Raw genomic sequence first — 18562 nt, 5'->3', positions numbered from 1 at the left:
CGGACGCGTCGATAGGGTCATCGACATGGCTCGGTACTGGTTCAAACGTCATCGGTACGGCTACGGCTGGACCCCGGCCAGCTGGCAGGGGTGGACGGTGGTCGGCGCTGCGGTCGCCGTCGAGATCGCGCTCGCTGTGGCCATGACCTCGCTCGCGCCCGACGACGCGGTGTGGCCGGTGCTGGCGTTCGTTGCCGCGACCCTGGTGGTCGTCGCTGCCCTGGTGGTGGTCACGGTACGCACCGGCCCTGCGCCCCGGTGGCGCTGGGGGCGTCAGCCCGACGACGACCCGGACGAGGACTTCTGACGCTCGCCCACCGGGCTCAGGTCGATCTGCTGCTGCACGGCGTCGCGCACGCGTGGCGAGTGCGAGATCAGCACGACGGTTCGCTCCGGAGCGAGCGTCATCAGGTCGGCGACCAGCGCGTCGCCGGCCGCCTCGTCGAGGTGCTCGGTGGGCTCGTCGACGACGAGCACCTGGTGCCCCCCGAGCAGCAACCGGGCCAGGCACAGTCGCTGTCGCTCGCCGCCGGAGAGCAACGTGCCCGCTTCGCCGACCGGCGTGTCGAGCCCCCGGGGCAGCGTGTCGACGAATCGGCCCAGACCCGCCGAGCCCAGCGCCTGCCACATGGCCAGGTCGGTCGCCGCCGGTGCGGCGATGCGCAGGTTCTCGCGGATCGTGGTGTCGAAGACCACCTCGTCCTGACTCAGCACACCGACGACGGTCCGCACGTCATCACCGGCGAGGTCGCGCACGTCGACGCCACCGAGCCGCACAGTGCCGCCGGCGGGCTCCACGAGCCGGGCCAGGGTCAGACCGAGCGTGCTCTTGCCGACGCCGCTCGGACCGGTCACGACGGCGGTGGACCCGGCCGGGATCGAGAACGACACCGGCTCCGCGCTTGCCGTCGACCAGCCAACGGCAAGATCCTCGGCGACCAGATCGATTCCTGCGGGCAGCTGACGCGGCGCCGGCGGCTCGACGACCGGGGTGGGGGCGTCGGCCAGCTCGGCGAGGCGCCGCTCCCCCGCCTCGACCTCCGGGCGAAGCCGCTCTGCCTCGGCCAGGGCCTCCAACGGTTCCATCAGGGCGAGCGGCGCCAGCACGACGACACCGACCAGCACCGGTGACAGCCCCGGGGTCAGCAGGGCACATGCGGCCATCGCCAGCCCGGTCAGCGCGACGACCGAGGCGCCCGAGGCGGCAGCGGCCCCGACTCCGCGACGCTGCATCCGACCGAGCAGGTCGGTGCGCTCGCGGACGGAGGCGAGCAGCGGACCGGTCGCCCCGGCCGTCACCAGGTCGGGCGCGGCTCGGACGGCTTCGGCGAGGTCGGCGGCGAGGGCCCCACGCACCCGTGCGGTGTCGGCCTGCCGGACCGCGTGGAGAGCCATGCCCATCCGGACGGCGACCATCGAGGCCCCCGCCTGGACCGCCACGACCACCGCTGCGGCCGGCGCGATCAACGCCAGCAGGGTGACGACGGCGCCGGTCGACCCGAGGGCCACGATCCACGGCGTGCGCAGCCGCAGCATGCGGTCCAGCAGCGAGTCGACGTCGGCCACCACCCGGCTGACCAGGTCGCCGTGGCGGCGACGATCCATGCCCGCCGGCGCCACCCGGTCGAGCTCGTGGTGCACGGCGATGCGGGCGTCCGTGACCACGGCGAAGGCCGCGTCGTGCGTGAGGAGACGTTCTGCGTAGCGGAGCGCAGCTCGCGCGAGCCCGAAGAACCGCACGGAGACCACGGCCACCATCAGGTACAGGACCGGCGGGTGCTCTGCCGCCCGCACGATCAACCAGGCCGACGTCAGCAGCAGACCGATGCCGGCCAGCTGTGACAGCACGCCCAGGACGCGCCCCAGTGCGAGCCTCATGCCGACACCTCGCTGGAGGACAACTCGATCGACATCTGGCCCATCGAGTTCTGGTCCCCGATCGACAGCACCCGGCTGCCGGCGGCGATGGCCCGCGGCCGGTGGCTGACCACGACGGCGGTGGTGCCGTGCTCGCGGACGGTCGCCAGCACGGCTGACAGCACGGCGTCCTCGCGGTCGGCGTCGAGCCCGGCGGTGGGCTCGTCCAGCAGCAGCAGTCGGGCCGCCCCGACCTGCACGCGAAGCAGCGCCCGAGCGACGGCGACGCGACGACGCTCACCGGACGACAGGTCCGTGCCACGCTCGGCGACGCCTCGTCCCGGCAGCAGGTCGTCTGCACCGGCGGCCCTCAGCGCCCTGAGCACGGCAGCGTCGTCGGGATCACCGGGACAGCCCAGGCGGACGTTGTCCGCGACGGTGCCGGTGACGAGACCGGGCGACTGCGGCACCCACGCGATCTGCGACCGCCAGGCCACGGGATCGATCTCGGCGAGGTCCACCCCACCGATCGAGACGTGGCCGGTCGTGGGCGGCTGCCAGCCCAGCAGCACCGACAGCAACGTCGACTTGCCGGCGCCGGACGATCCCGTGACCACCAGCACCTCGCCCGGGTGCAGCGTCTCGGTCAGGGAGGCCAGGCTGTCCTCGTCACGATCGGGGTGCCGCACGACGACCTCGTGCAGCACGACGTCGTGGGTGGCGAGGTCGGGGACGGCGCGCGTGCCGGTGTGGCGGGGATGCTCGAGGATCTGCAGGGCGCGACCAACCGCCTCGGCGCCGTCGGTGCTGTCGTGGAACTGGGCGCCCAACCGGCGCAGGGGCGCGAACGCCTCGGGAGCGAGGAGCAGCACCAGCAGCGCCGTGTCGAGCGGCAGCGCGTCGTCCACGACCCGCAGGCCCACGCTCACCGCCACCAGCGCGACCGCGAGGGTCGAGAACAGCTCCAGCACCAGAGAGGACAGGAAGGCCAGGCGCAACGCCTGGATCGATGCTCGCCGATGGCGCTCCCCCACGTCTCGCAGGCCCACGGTGGTGCGTCGGCCGAAGACCTTGAGCACGACGAGTCCGTCCAGCACGTCGGCGAAGTGCCGCCCCAGCCGTTCGAGCGCGCGCCAGCGCCGATCGATCCGGTCGCGCGTCAGCAACCCGACCAGCACCATGAAGACCACCACCAGCGGGAGGGTCAGGCCGACGATGGCCGCGGAGAGCAGATCGGCCCGGACCATCGTGACCAGCACGACGGCCGGGACCAGTGCGGACAGCACGACCTGCGGCAGGAAGCGTCCGACGTAGCCGTCGAACGCGTCGATCCCCGGACCCAGCAGCGTGACCACCGACCCGCTGTCGGGGCGCGGCCCGAGCCGCCGCGGGTCGAGCAGGTCCTCGACGATCTCGGTGCGCAGCTCGGCCTTCACCCGCACGGCGGCTCGCGTCGACACGACGGCGTGGGCCCACCCGATTCCCGCGCGCACCGCCAGGGCGACGGCGATCGCCACGGCGAGGGCCACCACCGGGCTGCCGGCGAAGCGATCGGCCACGACCCGCGAGACCACGATGGCCTGCGCCACGACGGCGACGGCCGCGATCGTGCCCAGCACGACGCTGAGCACGAGCAGTCGGCGGACGCTGCGCGACCGGCGGACCAGACGGGGGTCGAGAGGCTTCACGGCGACTACCCGACCGGCCCATCAACGGGTCCCGACGCAACAGGCCCAGACGCAACAGGAATGTGGTGCACGCCGATCCGGCGACGGAACACCCAGTACGACCAGCTCTGGTACAGCAGCACGATCGGGGTGAAGAACACCGCCACCCAGGTCATGATGCGCAGCGTGTAGAGGCTCGACGACGCGGACTCGGTGGTCAGCGACCACGCAGCGTTCAGCGACGACGGCATGACGTCGGGGAACAGACCCACGAACAGGGTCACCACGGTCAGCGCGATGGTGATCGCCGTGGCCGCGAAGGCCCATCCATCCAGTCGACCGACGCCGGCAGCGAACGCCGCGACGAAGGCCAGTGCCGCGAGCGTCGCGAGGACCCACACGGCCAGCTGCTGCTGCGACAGCGCCGTCCAGAGCAGGAAGGCAACGGCCAGCACTGCCGTGGGGCCACCGGCACGCAGCGCCAGCGAGTTCGCCCGCTCGCGGATCGGGCCGACGGTCTTGAGCGCGACGAAGAACGCCCCGTGCACCAGGAAGACCGACGCGGTGACCAGGCCCCCGAGCAGTGCGTACGGGTTGAGCAGGTTGAAGAAGCCGCCGACGTACTCGCCGCTGGCGTCGATCGGGACACCGCGCACGATGTTGGCCAGCGCGACGCCCCACAGGACGGCGGGCACCACCGATCCCACGATGATCGCGGCGTCGCAGCGGCGCCGCCAGGACACGTCCGGTCGCTTGCTGCGGAACTCGATGCCGACGATGCGCACGATGAGCGCGAGCAGGATCAGCAGCAGCGGCAGGTAGAACCCGCTGAACAAGGTGGCGTACCACTCCGGGAAGGCGGCGAACGTGGCCCCGCCCGCCACCAGCAGCCACACCTCGTTGGCGTCCCAGACCGGTCCGATCGTGTTGAGGAGGACGCGACGCTCGCGGTCGTTCTGCGCGAGCACGGCCATCAGCATGCCGACGCCGAAGTCGAATCCCTCGAGCACGAGGTAGCCGACCCAGAGCACGGTGATGAGGATGAACCAGACGGTGGTGAGCTCCATGCGAGTCTCCTGACTCAGTAGGCGTAGACGAGCGGGGCGTCGGGATCGTCGACGTCGACCGGCGGGTCCGCGGCGGGCAGACCCTTCTTGACGTACGTGAGGAGCAGCCGCACCTCGACCACCGCGAGCGCGGCGTACAGCAGGGTGAAGGCGATCAGCGAGGTGGCGACCTCACCGACCGACGTGCTCGGCGAGACGCCCGCCGACGTCTGCATCAGACCGAACACCACCCAGGGCTGGCGGCCCATCTCGGTGAACATCCAGCCGAACGAGTTGGCCGCGAGCGGCAGCAGCGGCAGCACGATCGCGCCGCGCAGCAGCCACCGGCCGAGCCGGGTGTCCAGCGTCGGCATCCGACCGCGCCGGGTGACCCACAGCATCAGCGCACCCATCGCGGTGGCGATGCCGCCGGCGGTGATCATCATCCGGAACGTCCAATAGGTGACCGGGATGTTGGGGCTGTAGTCGCCGGGGCCGTAGCGCTGCTCGTACTCGGCCTGCAGCGAGTCGATGCCGCGGACCTGTCCGTCGAAGCTGCCGGTGCCGAGGAACGAGAGCAACCGCGGGATCTCGACCTGCAGGACGGGTTCGGAGCCGTCGAGCGTGCCGACGGTGAACAGCGAGAACGGTGCAGGTTGCGCGTCCTCGTAGAGCCCCTCGGCCGCGGCCATCTTCATCGGCTGGACCTCGGTCATGACCTTGCCCTGGAAGTCGCCGGTGACGACGGTGCCGAGGCCGGACACGATCAGGACGACGGCGCCCATGCGGAAGGCCGGGAGGAAGACCGCGCGGTCCTGGTCGGGGTGGCGCAGCAGGCGCCACAGCGCGACGCCGGCCACGAAGGCGCCCGCCACCATGAAGCAGCCGATGATCTGGTGCGGGAACGTGGTCAGCAGCACCTTGTTGGTCAGCACGGCGCCGATGTCGGTCAGCTCGGCGCGGCCCTTTTCGGCGTTGATCCGAAAGCCGACGGGATTTTGCATGAATGAGTTGGCGGCCAGGATGAAGTACGCCGAGAACACGGTGCCGAGCGCCGCGATCCAGATGCACGCCAGGTGCAGGCCGGGCTTGAGCCGCCCCTTGCCGAAGATCCACAGGCCGAGGAACGTCGACTCCAGGAAGAACGCCAGCAGGCCCTCGATCGCCAGTGGGGCGCCGAAGATGTCGCCCACGAATCGCGAGTAGTCGCTCCAGTTCATCCCGAACTGGAACTCCTGCACGATGCCGGTGGCGATGCCCATGGCGAAGTTGATGAGGAACAACTTGCCGAAGAACGAGGTGAGCCGCTCCCAGCCCTCGCTGCCGGTGCGCCACGCGACCGTCTGCATCGAGGCCACCAGCACGGACAGACCGATCGTCAGCGGGACGAAGAAGAAGTGGTAGACGGTGGTGATGCCGAACTGCCAGCGGGCGAGATCGAGGACGTCCATGACTACCTACCTGTCGTAGTACTACATCTTTGTAGTTGATACTACAACCGATAGTAGGTCACCTACTACCCCATGTCGTAGATTGGACCCATGCCACATCTCGGAGCGCTCGAACGAGCGGTCATGAACATCGTGTGGGACGCCGACGCCCCGCTGTCGGTGCGCGACGTCCTGGACCGGATCGACGACCAGGAGCCCGCGTACACCACCGTCATGACGGTGCTCGACAGGCTGCTGGCCAAGGAGATGGTGGTGCGCGAGCGCGACGGACGCGCATTCCGCTACTCGCCCGCGCTGTCGCGTGACGCCGCCACCGCCGAGGTGCTGAACGCGGCGCTCGACACCGCCGGCACCGATCGCACCGCGGCGCTCGTGCACTTCGCGCAGACCGTCGACCCGGCCGAGGCCAAGGCGATGCGCGATGCCCTCGACGAGATCCTGCGCGGGACGTGACCTCGGTCTGGCTGGGCGTCATCGGCCTGACCCTTGCCCTCCCCGTGCCGGCCGCGCTCGCGACCGCTCGATGGCCGCACCGCTCGCCGGGCACCGGGATCCTGCTGTGGCAGTCGCTGGCCCTGGCCGCCGTGCTCGCGATCTCCGGTGCTGCCCTCTCGACCGCACTGTGGCTGGTGACCAGCGACCTCATCTGGTGGCGCGTCGTGCTGCACCTGCTGATCATGGCCGTCGGCGTGCTGGTGTGGGCACGGTTCTGGTGGGCTGCGTGGCACGTCTGGAGCGAGACCGAGCTGCGTCGGCGGCGCAACCGCGAGCTGGTCGATCTGCTCGGCGAGCGTGACGGCGCGCTCCCGGCCCTGCGCGTGCTGGCCGAGCAGACTCCGGTGGCCTACTGCATCCCCCGCCGGCACGATCCGCGCGTCGTGATCTCGCGCGGGACGTTGGCGCACCTCGACGACGACGCCGTGCAGGCGGTGCTGGAGCACGAACGCGCCCACGTGCGCCAGCGCCACGACCTGGTGCTCGAGGCGTTCGGCATCCTGCACCGTGCCTTCCCGCGCCCGATGCGCACCGACGCACCCCTGCGGCAGAGCCAGGTGCTGGTCGAGCTGATGGCCGACGACGCGGCCCGCCGGGTGACCGGTGACCAGCCGTTGGCCCGCGCCGTCGTGGCGCTCGCCGGCGGACCCACGCCCGACGGTGCGCTCGGGGCGACCAACGATGCGCTGCTGCGCCTCGAGCACGTGCGCGACACGTCGGTGCGCGGCCGACGCTGGTCGGCTGCGGCAAGCCTGACCATCTCGGCGATCGTGCTGGTGGCCCCCACGGTCCTGCTGGCGATTCCGTGGATGATCGGCGCCGTGTCGACCCTGCGGGCCTAGAGGAACTCGGCCGGGTCGAAGTCGGCGATCGGGATGACCCGGATGCGCGGGAGGCGTTCGTTGAAGGCCTGCACGTCGTACTCGAGGTCGTGGAACTCCAGGCCGCGGTCGAACAGCGGCACGAAGCCCGCGTTGCGGAACTCGCGGAACGCCAGCAGCGCGGTGCGGCGGTCGGAGTCGACCAGAGGCTCGAGCTGCTCGATGAAGTCGCCGTCGTTGCTGGCCAGCATCACGTCCGCATCGCGCCTGGCCAGCTCGACCAACGTGCGCTGGATGGCGATGTCGACGACCTTCTCGTCGGGGTTGCCCGACAGCGGCACGGGCCGGAAGCCGATGGCGGTCAGCGCCTGCACGAACGGCATCGGCAGGTCGCCGTTGGCGGCCAGGAAGAACAACCCGGTCGCGGGCTGCGTCCAGTGCGTCTCGGCGAACTGCAGCAGCCGGTCCCATCGCGGACGTTCGTGCGGCTGCGGGCGACGGCCCAGGATCGAGGAGCCGATCGTGGCGTCGATGTTCTCGCCGTCGACCAGGACGTAGGTGGTGCGCTCGCTCACGGTGCTCCCTCGACGACCAGCGGCTCCAGGACTGCTCGGATGATGTCAGGCACGGGGGTCACGGCGCGGTCCGCACCGGTCACGTACACGTGGACGAAGCGGCCGACCGCTGCCGGCTCGTCGGACCCACCACCCTGGTCGTCCTGGAACAGCCCGATCTCGTAGACCACGCTCGAGGTGCCCAGCCTGGTGACCCGCAGGCCGGCGTGCACGTCCCCGGGGAAGCGGAGCTCGCGCAGGAATCGGCAGCCCGTCTCGGCGACGACGCCGTACTCGGGCAGGGTCCGGATGTCGGTGCCGGTGGCGTCGATCAGGTAGCCGTTGACGGCCGTGTCGAAGAACGAGTAGTACACGACGTTGTTCACGTGGCCGTAGATGTCCTCGTCCTCCCACCGGGTGGTGATGGTGCGGACGACCGGGAAGTCGGACCGCCGTGGCTCCGCCTCCTGGGCGCGAACGGCGGAGTGCCTGCTCATGCGCTCTCCTCGTCCTCGTCGCGCAGGCGTTGGCTGATGACCGCCGACACGCCGTCGCCGCGCATCGAGACGCCGTACAGCGCGTCGCCGACCTCCATGGTGCGCTTCTGGTGCGTGATGACGATCAGCTGCGAGCTGGCCCGCAGCTCTTCGTAGATGCCGAGCAGGCGGCCGAGGTTGGTGTCGTCGAGCGCCGCCTCGACCTCGTCGAGGATGTAGAACGGGCTGGGGCGCGCCTTGAACAGCGACACGAGGAACGCGACCGCCACCAGCGAGCGCTCGCCGCCGGACAGCAGCGACAGACGCTTGACCTTCTTGCCCGGAGGGCGAGCCTCGACGTCGATGCCGGTGGTCAGCATGTTGTCGGGGTCGGTCAGCACCAGCTGTCCCTCGCCGCCCGGGAACAGCCGACTGAACACGTCCTCGAACTCACGCGACACGTCGTTCCACGCCTCGGTGAAGACCTTCTCGACCTTGGCGTCGACCTCCTCGACGATCTCGAGCAGGTCCTCGCGGGTCTTGCGCAGGTCCTCGACCTGGCCGGACAGGAACTGGTGGCGCTCCTCCAGAGCCGAGAACTCCTCGAGCGCCAGCGGGTTGACCTTGCCGAGCATGGCCATGGCCCGTTCGGCCGCGCGCAGCCGCTTGGTCTGGTCCTCGCGGTCGAACGGTCGGGGCTCGGCGGGGCCGGCAGCCTCGTCGCCCTCCGCCGCACCCTCGACCGCGGGGGCCTCGATGGGCGGGACCAGCTGGTCGGGGCCGTACTCGGACACCAGTGCGTCGAGACCGAGACCGAGCTCGTCGAGCGCGCGGGTCTCCAGGGACTCGAGGCGGAGCCGGAGCTCGGCACGGGCCATCTCGTCGCGGTGCACCGAGCTGGTGAGCGCGTCCAGCTCGCTGCTGAGCTCACGCAGGCGACCCCGCACGACCCGCAGGTCCTCCTCGCGGCCGGAGCGCGACTGCTCGATCTCGGTACGTCGCTGCGAGGCGAGCTGGATCGACCGGTCGAGCCGGTCGAGCACCCGGTCCGACGCCGTGACGACGGCCCGCGCCACCTCGGCCTCCCGTCGCTGGCGTTCACGGCGTTCGGCGGCCTTCTGTCGGGCCTCGCGCTCGGCCTCGGCGGCGGCGAACAGGGCCGTGACCTGACCCTCGAGGGCTCGGGCTCGCTCCTCGTTGGTGCGCAGCACCAGCCGGGCCTCGGTCTCCGCGCGCCGCTTGGTGGACGCCACCTCGGCGAGCTCGTCCAGCAGCGAGGTGTCGGGATCCTCGTCAGGGACCGACTCGGCCTGCGACAACCGGCTCTCGAGGTCGGCGAGCCCGGACAGGTCGGCGTCGCGGGCCTCCTCGGCCGCCACGATGGCGGCGGCCAGGCGATCGGCCTCGCCCTTGGCAGCGCGGTGCTGCGACCCGAACGAACCGAGATCGGCCGCGATGGCGGTCATCGTGGCGTCGGACTCGTGCAGCCGGGCCAGCGCGTCGTCGACCTTGCGCTGCGCCTCGTCGCGCGCCGCCGAGCGGGACTCGGCCTCGAACCGCAGCCGGTCGAGGGTGTGCTGAGCGGCTGTGAGGTCCTGCTCGGTCTGACCGATGGCGGCCTGCACCTCGATCAGGCTCTGCGTGCTCGCCGAGCCGCCCGACGCGAAGTGCTTGCCGAGCAGATCGCCGTCGCGCGTGGCGGCGGTGACGTCGGGCGCGTGGTCGACGAGGTCGCGCGCGCGCTCGAGGTCGTCGACCACGGCCACCTTGAACAGCAGCCGCCGCAGCGCGCCCTGCAGAGCGTCCGGCGAGTCGACGACGTCGATGGCGTACGTGGCGTAGTCGGGCAGCCCCGGCCAGGACGAGTCGTCGACGTCGCCGCCGCCCAGCAGCATGCCGGCGCGGCCGAGGTCCTCGGACTTGAGCTTCTCCAACGCGGTGACGGCGGTGGAGACCTGGTCGACCGCGACAGCGTCGGAGGCGCTGCCGAGCGCTGCGGCGATGGCGGTCTCGTAGCCGTCGCGGACCGACAGCAGCGCCGCGACGGAGCCGAGCATGCCGCTGATCTCGCCGGTGGCGGCGAGCAGCGCACCCACGCCGTCCTTGCGCTCGAGGCCGAGCTCGAGGGCCTCTCGACGCGCCTGGAGCGCGGCCTGGGCCCGCTGGGCGTCCTGCTCCTGCGCCGACAACGCCGCCAGCTCAGCGGTGAGGCGACCCAGCTCGGACTCCGCGGCCTCGAGCTCCTCGTCCAGGCCTGACTCGCCCTCGTCGAGCCCGGCGATCTTGTTCTCGAGTCCGATGAACTCGCGCTGGGCGCGGGCCGCGCGGTCCTCGACCTCGGCCTTGGCTGCGGTGAGGCGACCGATCTCCTCCTCGGCGGCGGTCGACCTGCTGCGCAGCGCGTTGACCTGACCGTGCAGACGGGCGAGACCCTCGCGCTTGTCTGCGGCTGCGCGCAGCAGCCCGGCGACCTTGCGCTCCTCCTCGCCGTAGGCCGTCTCGGCGTCGGTGCGCTCGGCGATGACGGTCTCGAGCGCCTCCGTGGCCGCCGAGACGCCGGCGGCCAGCTCGGTCAGCTGCTCGCGGGCCCGGCGCGCGTCGGCCTCGAGCTCCTCAGGATCGCGGCCCGCCTGGTGGTCGTCGGACTCCACGGCGGCCAGTCGGATGCGCTCGGTGGCCAGACCCGCCGTGCCGCGGAACCGTTCGCGCAGACCCGAGAGGGAGTACCAGGTCTCCTGCGCGGCGGACAGCTTCGGCGAGTCCTCGCGCAGCTGGTCCTCCAGCTCGGTCTCGCGCAGACGAGCGTCGGCGACGGCCTTCTCGGCCTCCTGACGGCGCTGCTTGAGCGCCTCCTCGTCCGCCAGCTCCTCAGCGATCACGGTCTGGGCGCGGACGACGTCGTCGGCCAGCAGTCGGGCGCGGGCGTCACGCACCTCGGCCTGGATGGTGGCGGCGCGACGGGCGACCTCGGCCTGGCGGCCCAGCGGCTTGAGCTGGCGACGCAGCTCGGTGAGGACGTCGTTGAGGCGGGTCAGGTTGCCCTGGGTGGCATCGAGCTTGCGAAGCGCCTTCTCCTTGCGCTTGCGGTGCTTGAGGACACCGGCCGCCTCCTCGATGAATCCGCGGCGCTCTTCCGGTGTCGCACGCAGAACGCTGTCGAGCTGCCCCTGGCCCACGATGACGTGCATCTCGCGACCGATGCCGGAGTCGCTCAGCAGCTCCTGCACGTCGATGAGCCGGCAGGTGGCGCCGTTGATGGCGTACTCGGACCCACCGTTGCGGAACATGGTCCGCGAGATCGTGACCTCGGAGTACTCGATCGGCAGGGCTCCGTCGGAGTTGTCGATGGTCAGCACCACCTCGGCGCGCCCCAGCGGGGGTCGCCCGGAGGTGCCGGCGAAGATGACGTCCTCCATCTTGCCGCCGCGCAGCGTCTTGGCGCCCTGCTCGCCCATCACCCAGCTGAGGGCGTCGACGACGTTGGACTTGCCCGATCCGTTGGGACCGACGACACAGGTGATGCCCGGTTCGAACTGAAGCGTCGTCGCCGAGGCGAACGACTTGAACCCACGAAGCGTGAGGCTCTTCAGGTACACGGAGCTACTCCCAGGAACGGACGACCAGCGACGGATGCTTGGGAGTCACCCTAGTGCGTCCGGTGGGGGCGCTGGGTCCTGTGCGCAGCTAGTGCGACACGGGCTCGAGCAGGTCACCGGCGGTGACGGGCTCGAGGTGCTCGCGGACGGCGGCGAGCAGGCCGTCGTTCTCGATCTTGAGGCGCAGGACCTCGGCCTCGAGATCGGCGATGCGGCGGCGCATCAGCGCCGTCTGTCGCAGCTGATCGGTGGTGGGGCCGCCGACGTAGCCGATGAGTGCTTTGGCCATGACAAATCTCCGCGAAATGAGTGTCTGTGGGGAAGGGCAGCTGCTTGATGTCTGCGTCTGTCAGTCTCCCACCGCGACGAAAGGTGGTCAACTGCCGTGGCGGCCCGCGTGCGCTAGCGTGACCGGCCATGCATCCACGTCCGGACGCTCCGTCCGCCCGATTCGACCAGTGGGCTGCGTCCGGTCGGCTCGAGCAGGTGCTCGGACGCGAGGTGTTCGTGCGCGACGTCCCCGCGGCGCAGGCGACCGATCGGCCGCCGGTGGTGCTGCTGCACGGCTTCCCCGGCTCGTCGTACGACTGGCTCGGGGTCCTGCCGATGCTCGAGGACGGGCGGCGGGTCCTGACGCTCGACCTGCCCGGCTACGGGTTGTCGGCCAAGCCCGGAGAGGGCGACTACTCGTTGTTCCGCCAGGCCGACGTCGTGGAGGCCGTGCTGGCCGCACACGGCATCGATCGGTGCGATCTCGTGGCGCACGACATGGGCGACACGGTCGCGGCCGAGCTGATGGCGCGCCAGAGCTCGGGCGGGCACGACGGCGACCCGTCGCGCCCGGCGATCGAGCACGTGGTGCTGACCAACGGTTCGATCTTCATCGACATGGCGCACCTGACCCGCGGCCAACGGCTGACCCTGCGGCTGCCGGCACGGGCCCTGCCGATCGCGCTCCCGGGCGTGATCCTGCGCCGCAGCCTCGGCGAGAGCTTCGCGCCGGATGCTCCCCCGCCGGCCGGCGCCGTCGCCGACCTGATGGCGATGATCCGGCACCGGCACGGCGACCGCCTGCTGCCGAAGCTGATCCGCTACATCGAGGAACGGCGTGAGCACCAGGCCCGGTGGACCGCTGCCCTGGTGGACCATCCGGGGCGGCTGAGCGTCGCCTGGGGTGCACGCGATCCGATCGCGGTGGTCGACATGGTGCATCACCTGGCCGCGCTGCGACCCGACACCACCGTGCGGACCTTCCCCGACCTGGGGCACTGGCCCTCGATCGAGGCGCCCGACGTCCTCGGTGCCGCGTTGCTCGACCTCCTAGGGTGAGGCCATGAGCAGCACCCCTGCACCCGCCGACGACCTGTTCGCCTCGCCCACGGGCGAGTGGCAGCGCGTCTCACCCGCCCTGGCCACCGTGCACCGCATCTCGATGACGGTGCCCGCCCTGATCGTCGCCCTGGTCGCGATCGTCGTCGCCGCGGCCGTGCCCGATCTTCGCTGGATCCCGGGCATCGTGGCGCTGGTGGCGCTCGCCGAGGCCGTGCGCTCGTTCATCTGGGCCCGGCGCAGCCAGCGTGCCTGGGGCTACGCCGAGAACGACGAGGACCTCCTGGTGACGTCCGGCGTCATGTTCCGACGGCTCGTCGCCGTCCCCTACGGCCGCATGCAGTTCGTGGACGTGCAGGCCGGACCGCTGCAACGCGCCTTCGGCATCGCCACCGTCACGCTGCACACAGCCAGCGCCGAGACCACTGCCGACATCCCCGGGCTGCCGGCCGCGGAGGCCACCCGGCTGCGCAACCGGCTGACCGAGCTGGGCGAGTCGAGGGGCGCAGGTGTCTGAGCCGGTCGAGCCGGCCCCGACGGTCGAGGCGGTCGGGCTGCGGACCCATCCGCTGACCGCGCTGGTGCAGGGCGCTCTGTGGTCGATCGGTGGCGTCGTCGCGCTGGTCGGCTCGATCGTCACCGGCGACGGCTGGGGCGACCTCGGCCTGCTGGTCAGCATCGGCGTCGCCATCGTCGGAGGCCTGGTGCTGGGACTCGGGTTCGGGTACCTGACCTGGTACTTCACCCGCTACGTCATCGACGGCACCGAGCTGCGCATCACCAGCGGGGTGATCACGAAGTCGTCGCGGCGCATCCCGTACGAGCGCATCCAGTCCGTCGACATCGCCGAGCCCCTGGTGGCGCGCCTGTTCGGGCTGGCGGAGCTGCGCATCGAGATGGCCGGCGGCAGCGAGTCGCGCACCAGCCTGCGCTTCCTGCAGCTGTCCGACGTGCGCGAGCTGCGACGGGTGCTGCTGGCGCGGGCGCACGGGCAGGAGCTCGAGGAGTCGCCCGAGAACGACCAGCGCTCGCTGATCACGCGCGTGCCGCCGGAGCGGGTCATCATCGGCACCCTGCTGTCGCTGGACTTCGCGTTCGCCGTGGTCGCGCTGATCGGGTTCGTGGTGGTGGCGATCGTGGCCGACCAGTTCATCGTGGCCTTCGGCGGCATCCTGCCGTTCGGGTCGATGCTGATCCAGATCGTGTCCAAGCGCGTGCTGGAGCAGTGGGACTTCCGGCTGTCGCGGGGCGAGCGCGGTCTGCGCATCGAGCGCGGCCTGCTGTCGCGGACCTCGCAGACGATCCCGTTCGACCGGGTGCAGGGCATCGCGATCAAGGAGCCGTTCGTGTGGCGGCGCTTCGGCTGGCAGCGGCTGGAGGTCGACATCGCCGGGTACGCGGGTCACGGCGACGACGACGGCGGCACGTCCGTCTCGACCCTGCTGCCGATCACCGATCCCCCGCTGGCGCGCGCCATCATCGCCGAGCTGATCCCCGGCACCCTGATCGAGCCCGAGCAGCGGGTGCACGCCCCGTCGCGGTCGTGGCTGTTCGCGCCGATCGGCTGGCGCTACCGCTGGGCCGGCGCCGACACCTCGGCCTTCGTGGCGTCGCAGGGCTGGATCGAGCGCACCACCAGCCTCGTGCCGCACCACAAGACGCAGTCGGTCGAGCTGCGCCAGGGCCCGATCCAGCGCTGGCGCCGCGTCGCGACCATGGAGGTCCACTCCCCTCCCGGCCCGGTCGACGCCGACGCGACCCACCTCGACGCCGCGACCGCACGCCTCATCTGGGAGCAGCAGCTCGACCGGATCTGAGGCGCGGGCTGTGATGACCCTGCCTGGGGCGTTCAGAAGTCGTCGAGGCTGATCCCCAGTTCATCCCACACTCGCGTCCGTTCGGGCTCTGCCAGCCACGATGCCTCGTATCGAACGCCATCTGGGCCATCGAAGTATCCGTCGATGATCTCCCGAACGAATGTCCAGGGTGGATAGTCCTCCTGGGAGTACTCGCGCGTTCCATCCGCCCAGATGACGATGAACCAGACCCACGGCTGCTTCTGCCGTGAGAACAGCGTCGCGAACGACCACAGCACCGTCGCCACGTGTCCCACGACTCGCCCGTCCCGGCGAAGTGCAGCAAGGCCCTGGTCGAACGGCTCGAGTGCAGGGTCCGGAGGTGGAGGCTTGTAGAACCGTGAGCGTGCCATCGCGACAATCTAGTCGCGGGCGAGCCCGCGAACTCTTAGAACACCTAGTCGCCCTCTGCTCCCCAACCGTCGTAGTCTCCGCCCGGCACCGACGATGCAAGGCGCTCAAAGAAGGCACGCGCCTCGGCAACGGTGTCAGCGTTCACTGCAAGGTCTGAACGGCTTGCCACTATGCCGTGGTACTCGGGAACCGTTCGGCTGACGGTCCAGCCTGCCTCAGATGCTCCCCATTCGAGAGCTGCGGCCCCGGCTTCGTCGTCGCAGTAGACAAAGTGCTCCCAGAGACGCGGCGTTCGGCTATCGGTGCCGAGCTGTCGCGAGCTGCGCGAGCACTTGATCGTCTCCGGAGTGTCCGCTTGATGGAGCAGGCTGCCGACGACTGAAGAGGCCCATGCTCAAACACTAGTGGCATCGGCTTCGTCGGTAGCGGGATCAACATGATTCTCGGCAAGCCCGCCAACTCTCAATACGCCTAGTGCGATGGCGGTCAATCCATTCGCGCGATTGCTGCAGCAGTCCACGGCACGGGAGCAGGTGCGTCTTCGTCGGGCAGCGAGCTCATCCAGTCGAGCACGCGGGTTGCATCGGCGTGGTCGCGGAGCAGCCCGCAACGGTTCAGTCGGATGCCCAGCGCGGCTGCAGCATCCGACGCGAGTCCGTGGCAGTGCCACGAGTGGAACTTGAGGGCGAACTCGGCACCGACGATCTCGAACCCGAGTAGCCGTGCGTCCGAAGGCATGTCGCGCATCTGGCGAAGCAATTCGAAGTGGTGGTCCTCGTCGTCCATGTCTGCTGCGAAAGCTGCTGCGTCGGACTGTGACAGTCCTATGGCCAGAAGTTCGGCAGTAGTCGACCGGCGACGTGCGGTCTCAGCCTCGGCAAGGTCTTGGAACCACCCTGAGAATTCGGGAACGGTGAGGTCGTCTGCCAGACAAGGGCTGACCGTGATGTACGGATCCGGTAGAAGTGGTTCCAATCCCGACGGGCGCACGGTTGGAGCAACCACGAGATAGCCCGCAAGGGTCAGACGCTCGATGCGGGACACGTGCAGGAGCATACGAGACGTGAGCGGCGCTTCTGCACGATTCTTTGGTCCGCCAAGCCCGCAAACTCCTCAGACACCCTGCGTGACCGCGAGCCGATTGAACGCCGCCGCTAAGCCTGCAAACTTCACATACGCCCGGTGGAAATGCACGTGTCTCCTGACCTTGACGACACTTCGGCTCATTCACGTTCCGGGGGGGGGGGGGGGGGGGGGGGTCCGACGAGCGATAAGTTCCTTCACCAGACCGCCCAATAGAAGGATTCTGATGCTTGCTTCCATACTTCTGATTCTCGTTGGCCTGGCGATTCTGGGACTTTGGCGAGTTCGGTCTCTGGGCTACGGCGTCAGGAACCTTGGCGTGGTTGCCTTGGTGGCGGGTCTTGTAGTTGCTGCCCTTACGGTCATGGACAGGTAGATGGTCTCCAGGCCAAGCGAATCATCGCCACTCGTGACGTCGAGGAAACGGGGTGGCGAACGTCCATGGGCCTCATTCTTGAGTGGTTGCTAGATCGCTTCGCGCGGTGGGGAACGCGGCGGCGCGACACTCTTGAAGCGCGATCGTTTCGGGTCTATAAAGCGGCGTGGAGTGAGAAGTTGGGTCGCGGCGACATCGAGGTGCTGGCGAGCGAGTTGAAGCGGGCAGGCCTTTCGCTGTCCGCGTCGCCCGAGGAGGCTGATCTGCTGGACTTCCTACTCTCCTCGTGGGAGGACCGTCGGCGGCCTCGCTGGCTTCAGAATCGTCTCGACCTCTAGTGACCTGGCCCGCCTGAGTTGCCCTGGTGACGACATTTTTCACCTCTCGACACAGCTGGTTGTGGACATCTGTGATCGACGAGAGGGGACTGTCAGAGGGAGTGTCTAGGTTGGAAACATGCAGCAATCGCAGGCAGATCCCGAGGTTCGGCTGGTCGCCGCTGCTCGGGCGCGGGCGGTGGCTGAGCATGCCGAGTTCGTCGAGATGTTGTCCTATGCGGACCGGTTGACCGCCGAGTACACCCAGATCACGGAGCACTTCCACCGCCAGGCGTCGCTGCGGTCTGTTCCGTTGGAGATCGCGGTCGCGCTGAATCTGTCCGAGGCCCAGGTCCATCGCAAGCTCGGTGCCGCCGAGACCCTGCGTGACCATGCCCCGACCGTGTGGGCTGCGTTCGCCGACGGTGTCGTGGACGCACCGCGGGCGATCCTGATCGCCGCCACCGTCGACAAGCTCCAACACCCCGAATCCATCACCCGCCTCGACCACCGGGTCGTCGCCTACGCGGCCGACCACACCAGCATCGAGCTCAAGACCTGGCTGAAACGGTTCGTCGCCCGCGTCGAAGCCGACCTCGCCAACGAACGAGCCGAGACCCAACGAGCCGAACGACGCGTCGTCGTCGAGCACGTCGACGACGGCATGGCCTGGCTGTCGGCCTACCTCCCATCTCACATGGCCGCTGCGATCGACAAGAGGCTCGACCGCGAAGCCAAGGCCTTCGAGCACGACGAACGGACCATCGCCCAACGGCGGGCCGACCTGCTCGCCGCGTGGGCCACCACCACCGACACCGGCGAAGCGGCCATCGGCGCCGACATCGCCGTCGTGGTCCCCGCCAGCACGTTGGTCGGCCTCACCGACGACCCAGCGGTCGCTGCGGACGGGACGTTCATCGTCCCCGCCCACTGGATCACCCACGACACCGCGAACCCGTTCTGGCACAAGCTGCTCACCGACACAGGTGGCAACACCCTCGAACACCACTACGCCGGCCGCTTCGCCCCCGACATCCTCCGCAAGGCCATCACCTTCCGCGACGGCACCTGCCAGGCGCCGACGTGCACGAAACCGGCCGACCGGTGTCAGTACGACCACCGACAACCCTGGCCCCACGGCCACACCGTCGGGGCGAACCTCTGGCCACTGTGCGCCAGACACCACCAGATGAAGTCACACGACGTCATCCACTGGACACTGCCCAGCGGCCACACCGCCCCCGCCGAACCCGCCCAGCACGCCGCCTGACGAGCTCGGCCGGT

At 69.9% G+C, this 18562-nt stretch carries 18 protein-coding genes; 7 read left to right on the top strand and 11 right to left on the bottom strand.

Annotated features, from left to right (window positions below):
• Positions 1-25 precede the first annotated feature (25 nt).
• Positions 26-307, top strand: a complete 282-nt coding sequence (locus tag AC0L5F_RS16280) for a hypothetical protein (RefSeq protein ID WP_473314475.1) — start codon at positions 26-28, stop codon at positions 305-307.
• On the opposite strand, the gene cydC is transcribed toward AC0L5F_RS16280, so the two are convergent.
• Genes cydC through AC0L5F_RS16260 form a run of 4 tightly spaced genes read right to left on the bottom strand, consistent with a single transcriptional unit; the run spans position 274 to position 6021 of the window.
• Entirely contained in the window at positions 274-1878 is a 1605-nt protein-coding gene (cydC, locus tag AC0L5F_RS16275; protein ID WP_473314474.1) for a thiol reductant ABC exporter subunit CydC, read from the bottom strand. The genes AC0L5F_RS16280 and cydC overlap by 34 nt on opposite strands.
• Positions 1875-3545, bottom strand: coding sequence for a thiol reductant ABC exporter subunit CydD (cydD, locus tag AC0L5F_RS16270; protein WP_473314473.1), 1671 nt, complete (start codon positions 3543-3545; stop codon positions 1875-1877). The genes cydC and cydD overlap by 4 nt, the downstream gene beginning before the upstream one ends.
• Positions 3546-3550: 5 nt before the next feature.
• Entirely contained in the window at positions 3551-4591 is a 1041-nt protein-coding gene (cydB, locus tag AC0L5F_RS16265) for a cytochrome d ubiquinol oxidase subunit II (protein ID WP_473314472.1), read from the bottom strand.
• Positions 4592-4605: 14 nt separating this feature from the next.
• Entirely contained in the window at positions 4606-6021 is a 1416-nt protein-coding gene (locus tag AC0L5F_RS16260) for a cytochrome ubiquinol oxidase subunit I (protein ID WP_473314471.1), read from the bottom strand.
• 90 nt (positions 6022-6111) lie between these two features.
• Between AC0L5F_RS16260 and AC0L5F_RS16255 the strand changes: the two genes are divergently transcribed.
• Both AC0L5F_RS16255 and AC0L5F_RS16250 read left to right on the top strand, forming a co-directional pair.
• Positions 6112-6474, top strand: a complete 363-nt coding sequence (locus AC0L5F_RS16255; protein ID WP_473314470.1) for a BlaI/MecI/CopY family transcriptional regulator — start codon at positions 6112-6114, stop codon at positions 6472-6474.
• Positions 6471-7358, top strand: coding sequence for a M56 family metallopeptidase (locus AC0L5F_RS16250; protein WP_473314469.1), 888 nt, complete (start codon positions 6471-6473; stop codon positions 7356-7358). The genes AC0L5F_RS16255 and AC0L5F_RS16250 overlap by 4 nt, the downstream gene beginning before the upstream one ends.
• On the opposite strand, the gene AC0L5F_RS16245 is transcribed toward AC0L5F_RS16250, so the two are convergent.
• The 4 genes from AC0L5F_RS16245 to AC0L5F_RS16230 form a co-directional block, all read right to left on the bottom strand.
• On the bottom strand, positions 7355-7912 hold the full coding sequence (locus tag AC0L5F_RS16245) for an NYN domain-containing protein (RefSeq protein ID WP_473314468.1): 558 nt from the start codon (positions 7910-7912) through the stop codon (positions 7355-7357). The two genes, AC0L5F_RS16250 and AC0L5F_RS16245, sit on opposite strands and share 4 nt — an antisense overlap.
• Entirely contained in the window at positions 7909-8388 is a 480-nt protein-coding gene (locus AC0L5F_RS16240; protein ID WP_473314467.1) for an acyl-CoA thioesterase, read from the bottom strand. Before AC0L5F_RS16240 ends, AC0L5F_RS16245 begins: the two co-directional genes overlap by 4 nt.
• Positions 8385-11963: a chromosome segregation protein SMC gene (gene smc / locus AC0L5F_RS16235; RefSeq protein WP_473314466.1), complete on the bottom strand. Its 3579-nt coding sequence runs from the start codon at positions 11961-11963 to the stop codon at positions 8385-8387. Before smc ends, AC0L5F_RS16240 begins: the two co-directional genes overlap by 4 nt.
• Positions 11964-12051: 88 nt before the next feature.
• Positions 12052-12252, bottom strand: a complete 201-nt coding sequence (locus AC0L5F_RS16230; protein WP_473314465.1) for a hypothetical protein — start codon at positions 12250-12252, stop codon at positions 12052-12054.
• A gap of 128 nt (positions 12253-12380) precedes the next feature.
• Between AC0L5F_RS16230 and AC0L5F_RS16225 the strand changes: the two genes are divergently transcribed.
• Genes AC0L5F_RS16225 through AC0L5F_RS16215 form a run of 3 tightly spaced genes read left to right on the top strand, consistent with a single transcriptional unit; the run spans position 12381 to position 15109 of the window.
• Complete coding sequence (locus AC0L5F_RS16225) at positions 12381-13292, top strand: alpha/beta fold hydrolase (protein WP_473314464.1); 912 nt, start codon at positions 12381-12383, stop codon at positions 13290-13292.
• A gap of 4 nt (positions 13293-13296) precedes the next feature.
• Positions 13297-13809: a PH domain-containing protein gene (locus AC0L5F_RS16220; protein ID WP_473314463.1), complete on the top strand. Its 513-nt coding sequence runs from the start codon at positions 13297-13299 to the stop codon at positions 13807-13809.
• On the top strand, positions 13802-15109 hold the full coding sequence (locus AC0L5F_RS16215) for a PH domain-containing protein (RefSeq protein ID WP_473314462.1): 1308 nt from the start codon (positions 13802-13804) through the stop codon (positions 15107-15109). The genes AC0L5F_RS16220 and AC0L5F_RS16215 overlap by 8 nt, the downstream gene beginning before the upstream one ends.
• A 32-nt stretch (positions 15110-15141) precedes the next feature.
• On the opposite strand, the gene AC0L5F_RS16210 is transcribed toward AC0L5F_RS16215, so the two are convergent.
• From AC0L5F_RS16210 to AC0L5F_RS16200, 3 genes are all read right to left on the bottom strand, one after another.
• Positions 15142-15501 (bottom strand): hypothetical protein, encoded by a 360-nt coding sequence (locus AC0L5F_RS16210; protein ID WP_473314461.1) that lies wholly within the window; start codon positions 15499-15501, stop codon positions 15142-15144.
• A gap of 44 nt (positions 15502-15545) precedes the next feature.
• The gene (locus AC0L5F_RS16205; RefSeq protein ID WP_473316212.1) at positions 15546-15839 is read right to left on the bottom strand and encodes a ribonuclease E inhibitor RraB; all 294 of its coding nucleotides are present in this window, start codon (positions 15837-15839) and stop codon (positions 15546-15548) included.
• Positions 15840-15988: 149 nt separating this feature from the next.
• Positions 15989-16546 (bottom strand): hypothetical protein, encoded by a 558-nt coding sequence (locus AC0L5F_RS16200; RefSeq protein ID WP_473314460.1) that lies wholly within the window; start codon positions 16544-16546, stop codon positions 15989-15991.
• An 871-nt stretch (positions 16547-17417) separates the two neighbouring features.
• On the opposite strand from AC0L5F_RS16200, the gene AC0L5F_RS16195 reads away from it, so the two are divergent.
• Complete coding sequence (locus AC0L5F_RS16195; RefSeq protein WP_473314458.1) at positions 17418-18548, top strand: HNH endonuclease signature motif containing protein; 1131 nt, start codon at positions 17418-17420, stop codon at positions 18546-18548.
• The last annotated feature ends 14 nt before the right edge of the window (positions 18549-18562 follow it).

The sequence above is a fragment of the Aeromicrobium sp. 10G20-16 genome (assembly GCF_055809665.1).
The sequence above is the reverse complement of the archived record's forward strand: the minus strand, read 5'-3'. Positions and strand labels throughout refer to the sequence as shown.

What these genes read in the sequence shown, in the direction of transcription:
- AC0L5F_RS16260 (WP_473314471.1), bottom strand. Translation starts at nt 6,021, where the DNA reads ATGGACGTCCTCGATCTCGCCCGCTGGCAGTTCGGCATCACCACCGTC.
- AC0L5F_RS16195 (WP_473314458.1), top strand. Translation starts at nt 17,418, where the DNA reads ATGCAGCAATCGCAGGCAGATCCCGAGGTTCGGCTGGTCGCCGCTGCT.
- AC0L5F_RS16220 (WP_473314463.1), top strand. Translation starts at nt 13,297, where the DNA reads ATGAGCAGCACCCCTGCACCCGCCGACGACCTGTTCGCCTCGCCCACG.
- AC0L5F_RS16255 (WP_473314470.1), top strand. Translation starts at nt 6,112, where the DNA reads ATGCCACATCTCGGAGCGCTCGAACGAGCGGTCATGAACATCGTGTGG.
- cydB (WP_473314472.1), bottom strand. Translation starts at nt 4,591, where the DNA reads ATGGAGCTCACCACCGTCTGGTTCATCCTCATCACCGTGCTCTGGGTC.
- AC0L5F_RS16240 (WP_473314467.1), bottom strand. Translation starts at nt 8,388, where the DNA reads ATGAGCAGGCACTCCGCCGTTCGCGCCCAGGAGGCGGAGCCACGGCGG.
- AC0L5F_RS16280 (WP_473314475.1), top strand. Translation starts at nt 26, where the DNA reads ATGGCTCGGTACTGGTTCAAACGTCATCGGTACGGCTACGGCTGGACC.
- cydC (WP_473314474.1), bottom strand. Translation starts at nt 1,878, where the DNA reads ATGAGGCTCGCACTGGGGCGCGTCCTGGGCGTGCTGTCACAGCTGGCC.
- AC0L5F_RS16230 (WP_473314465.1), bottom strand. Translation starts at nt 12,252, where the DNA reads ATGGCCAAAGCACTCATCGGCTACGTCGGCGGCCCCACCACCGATCAG.
- AC0L5F_RS16210 (WP_473314461.1), bottom strand. Translation starts at nt 15,501, where the DNA reads ATGGCACGCTCACGGTTCTACAAGCCTCCACCTCCGGACCCTGCACTC.
- AC0L5F_RS16225 (WP_473314464.1), top strand. Translation starts at nt 12,381, where the DNA reads ATGCATCCACGTCCGGACGCTCCGTCCGCCCGATTCGACCAGTGGGCT.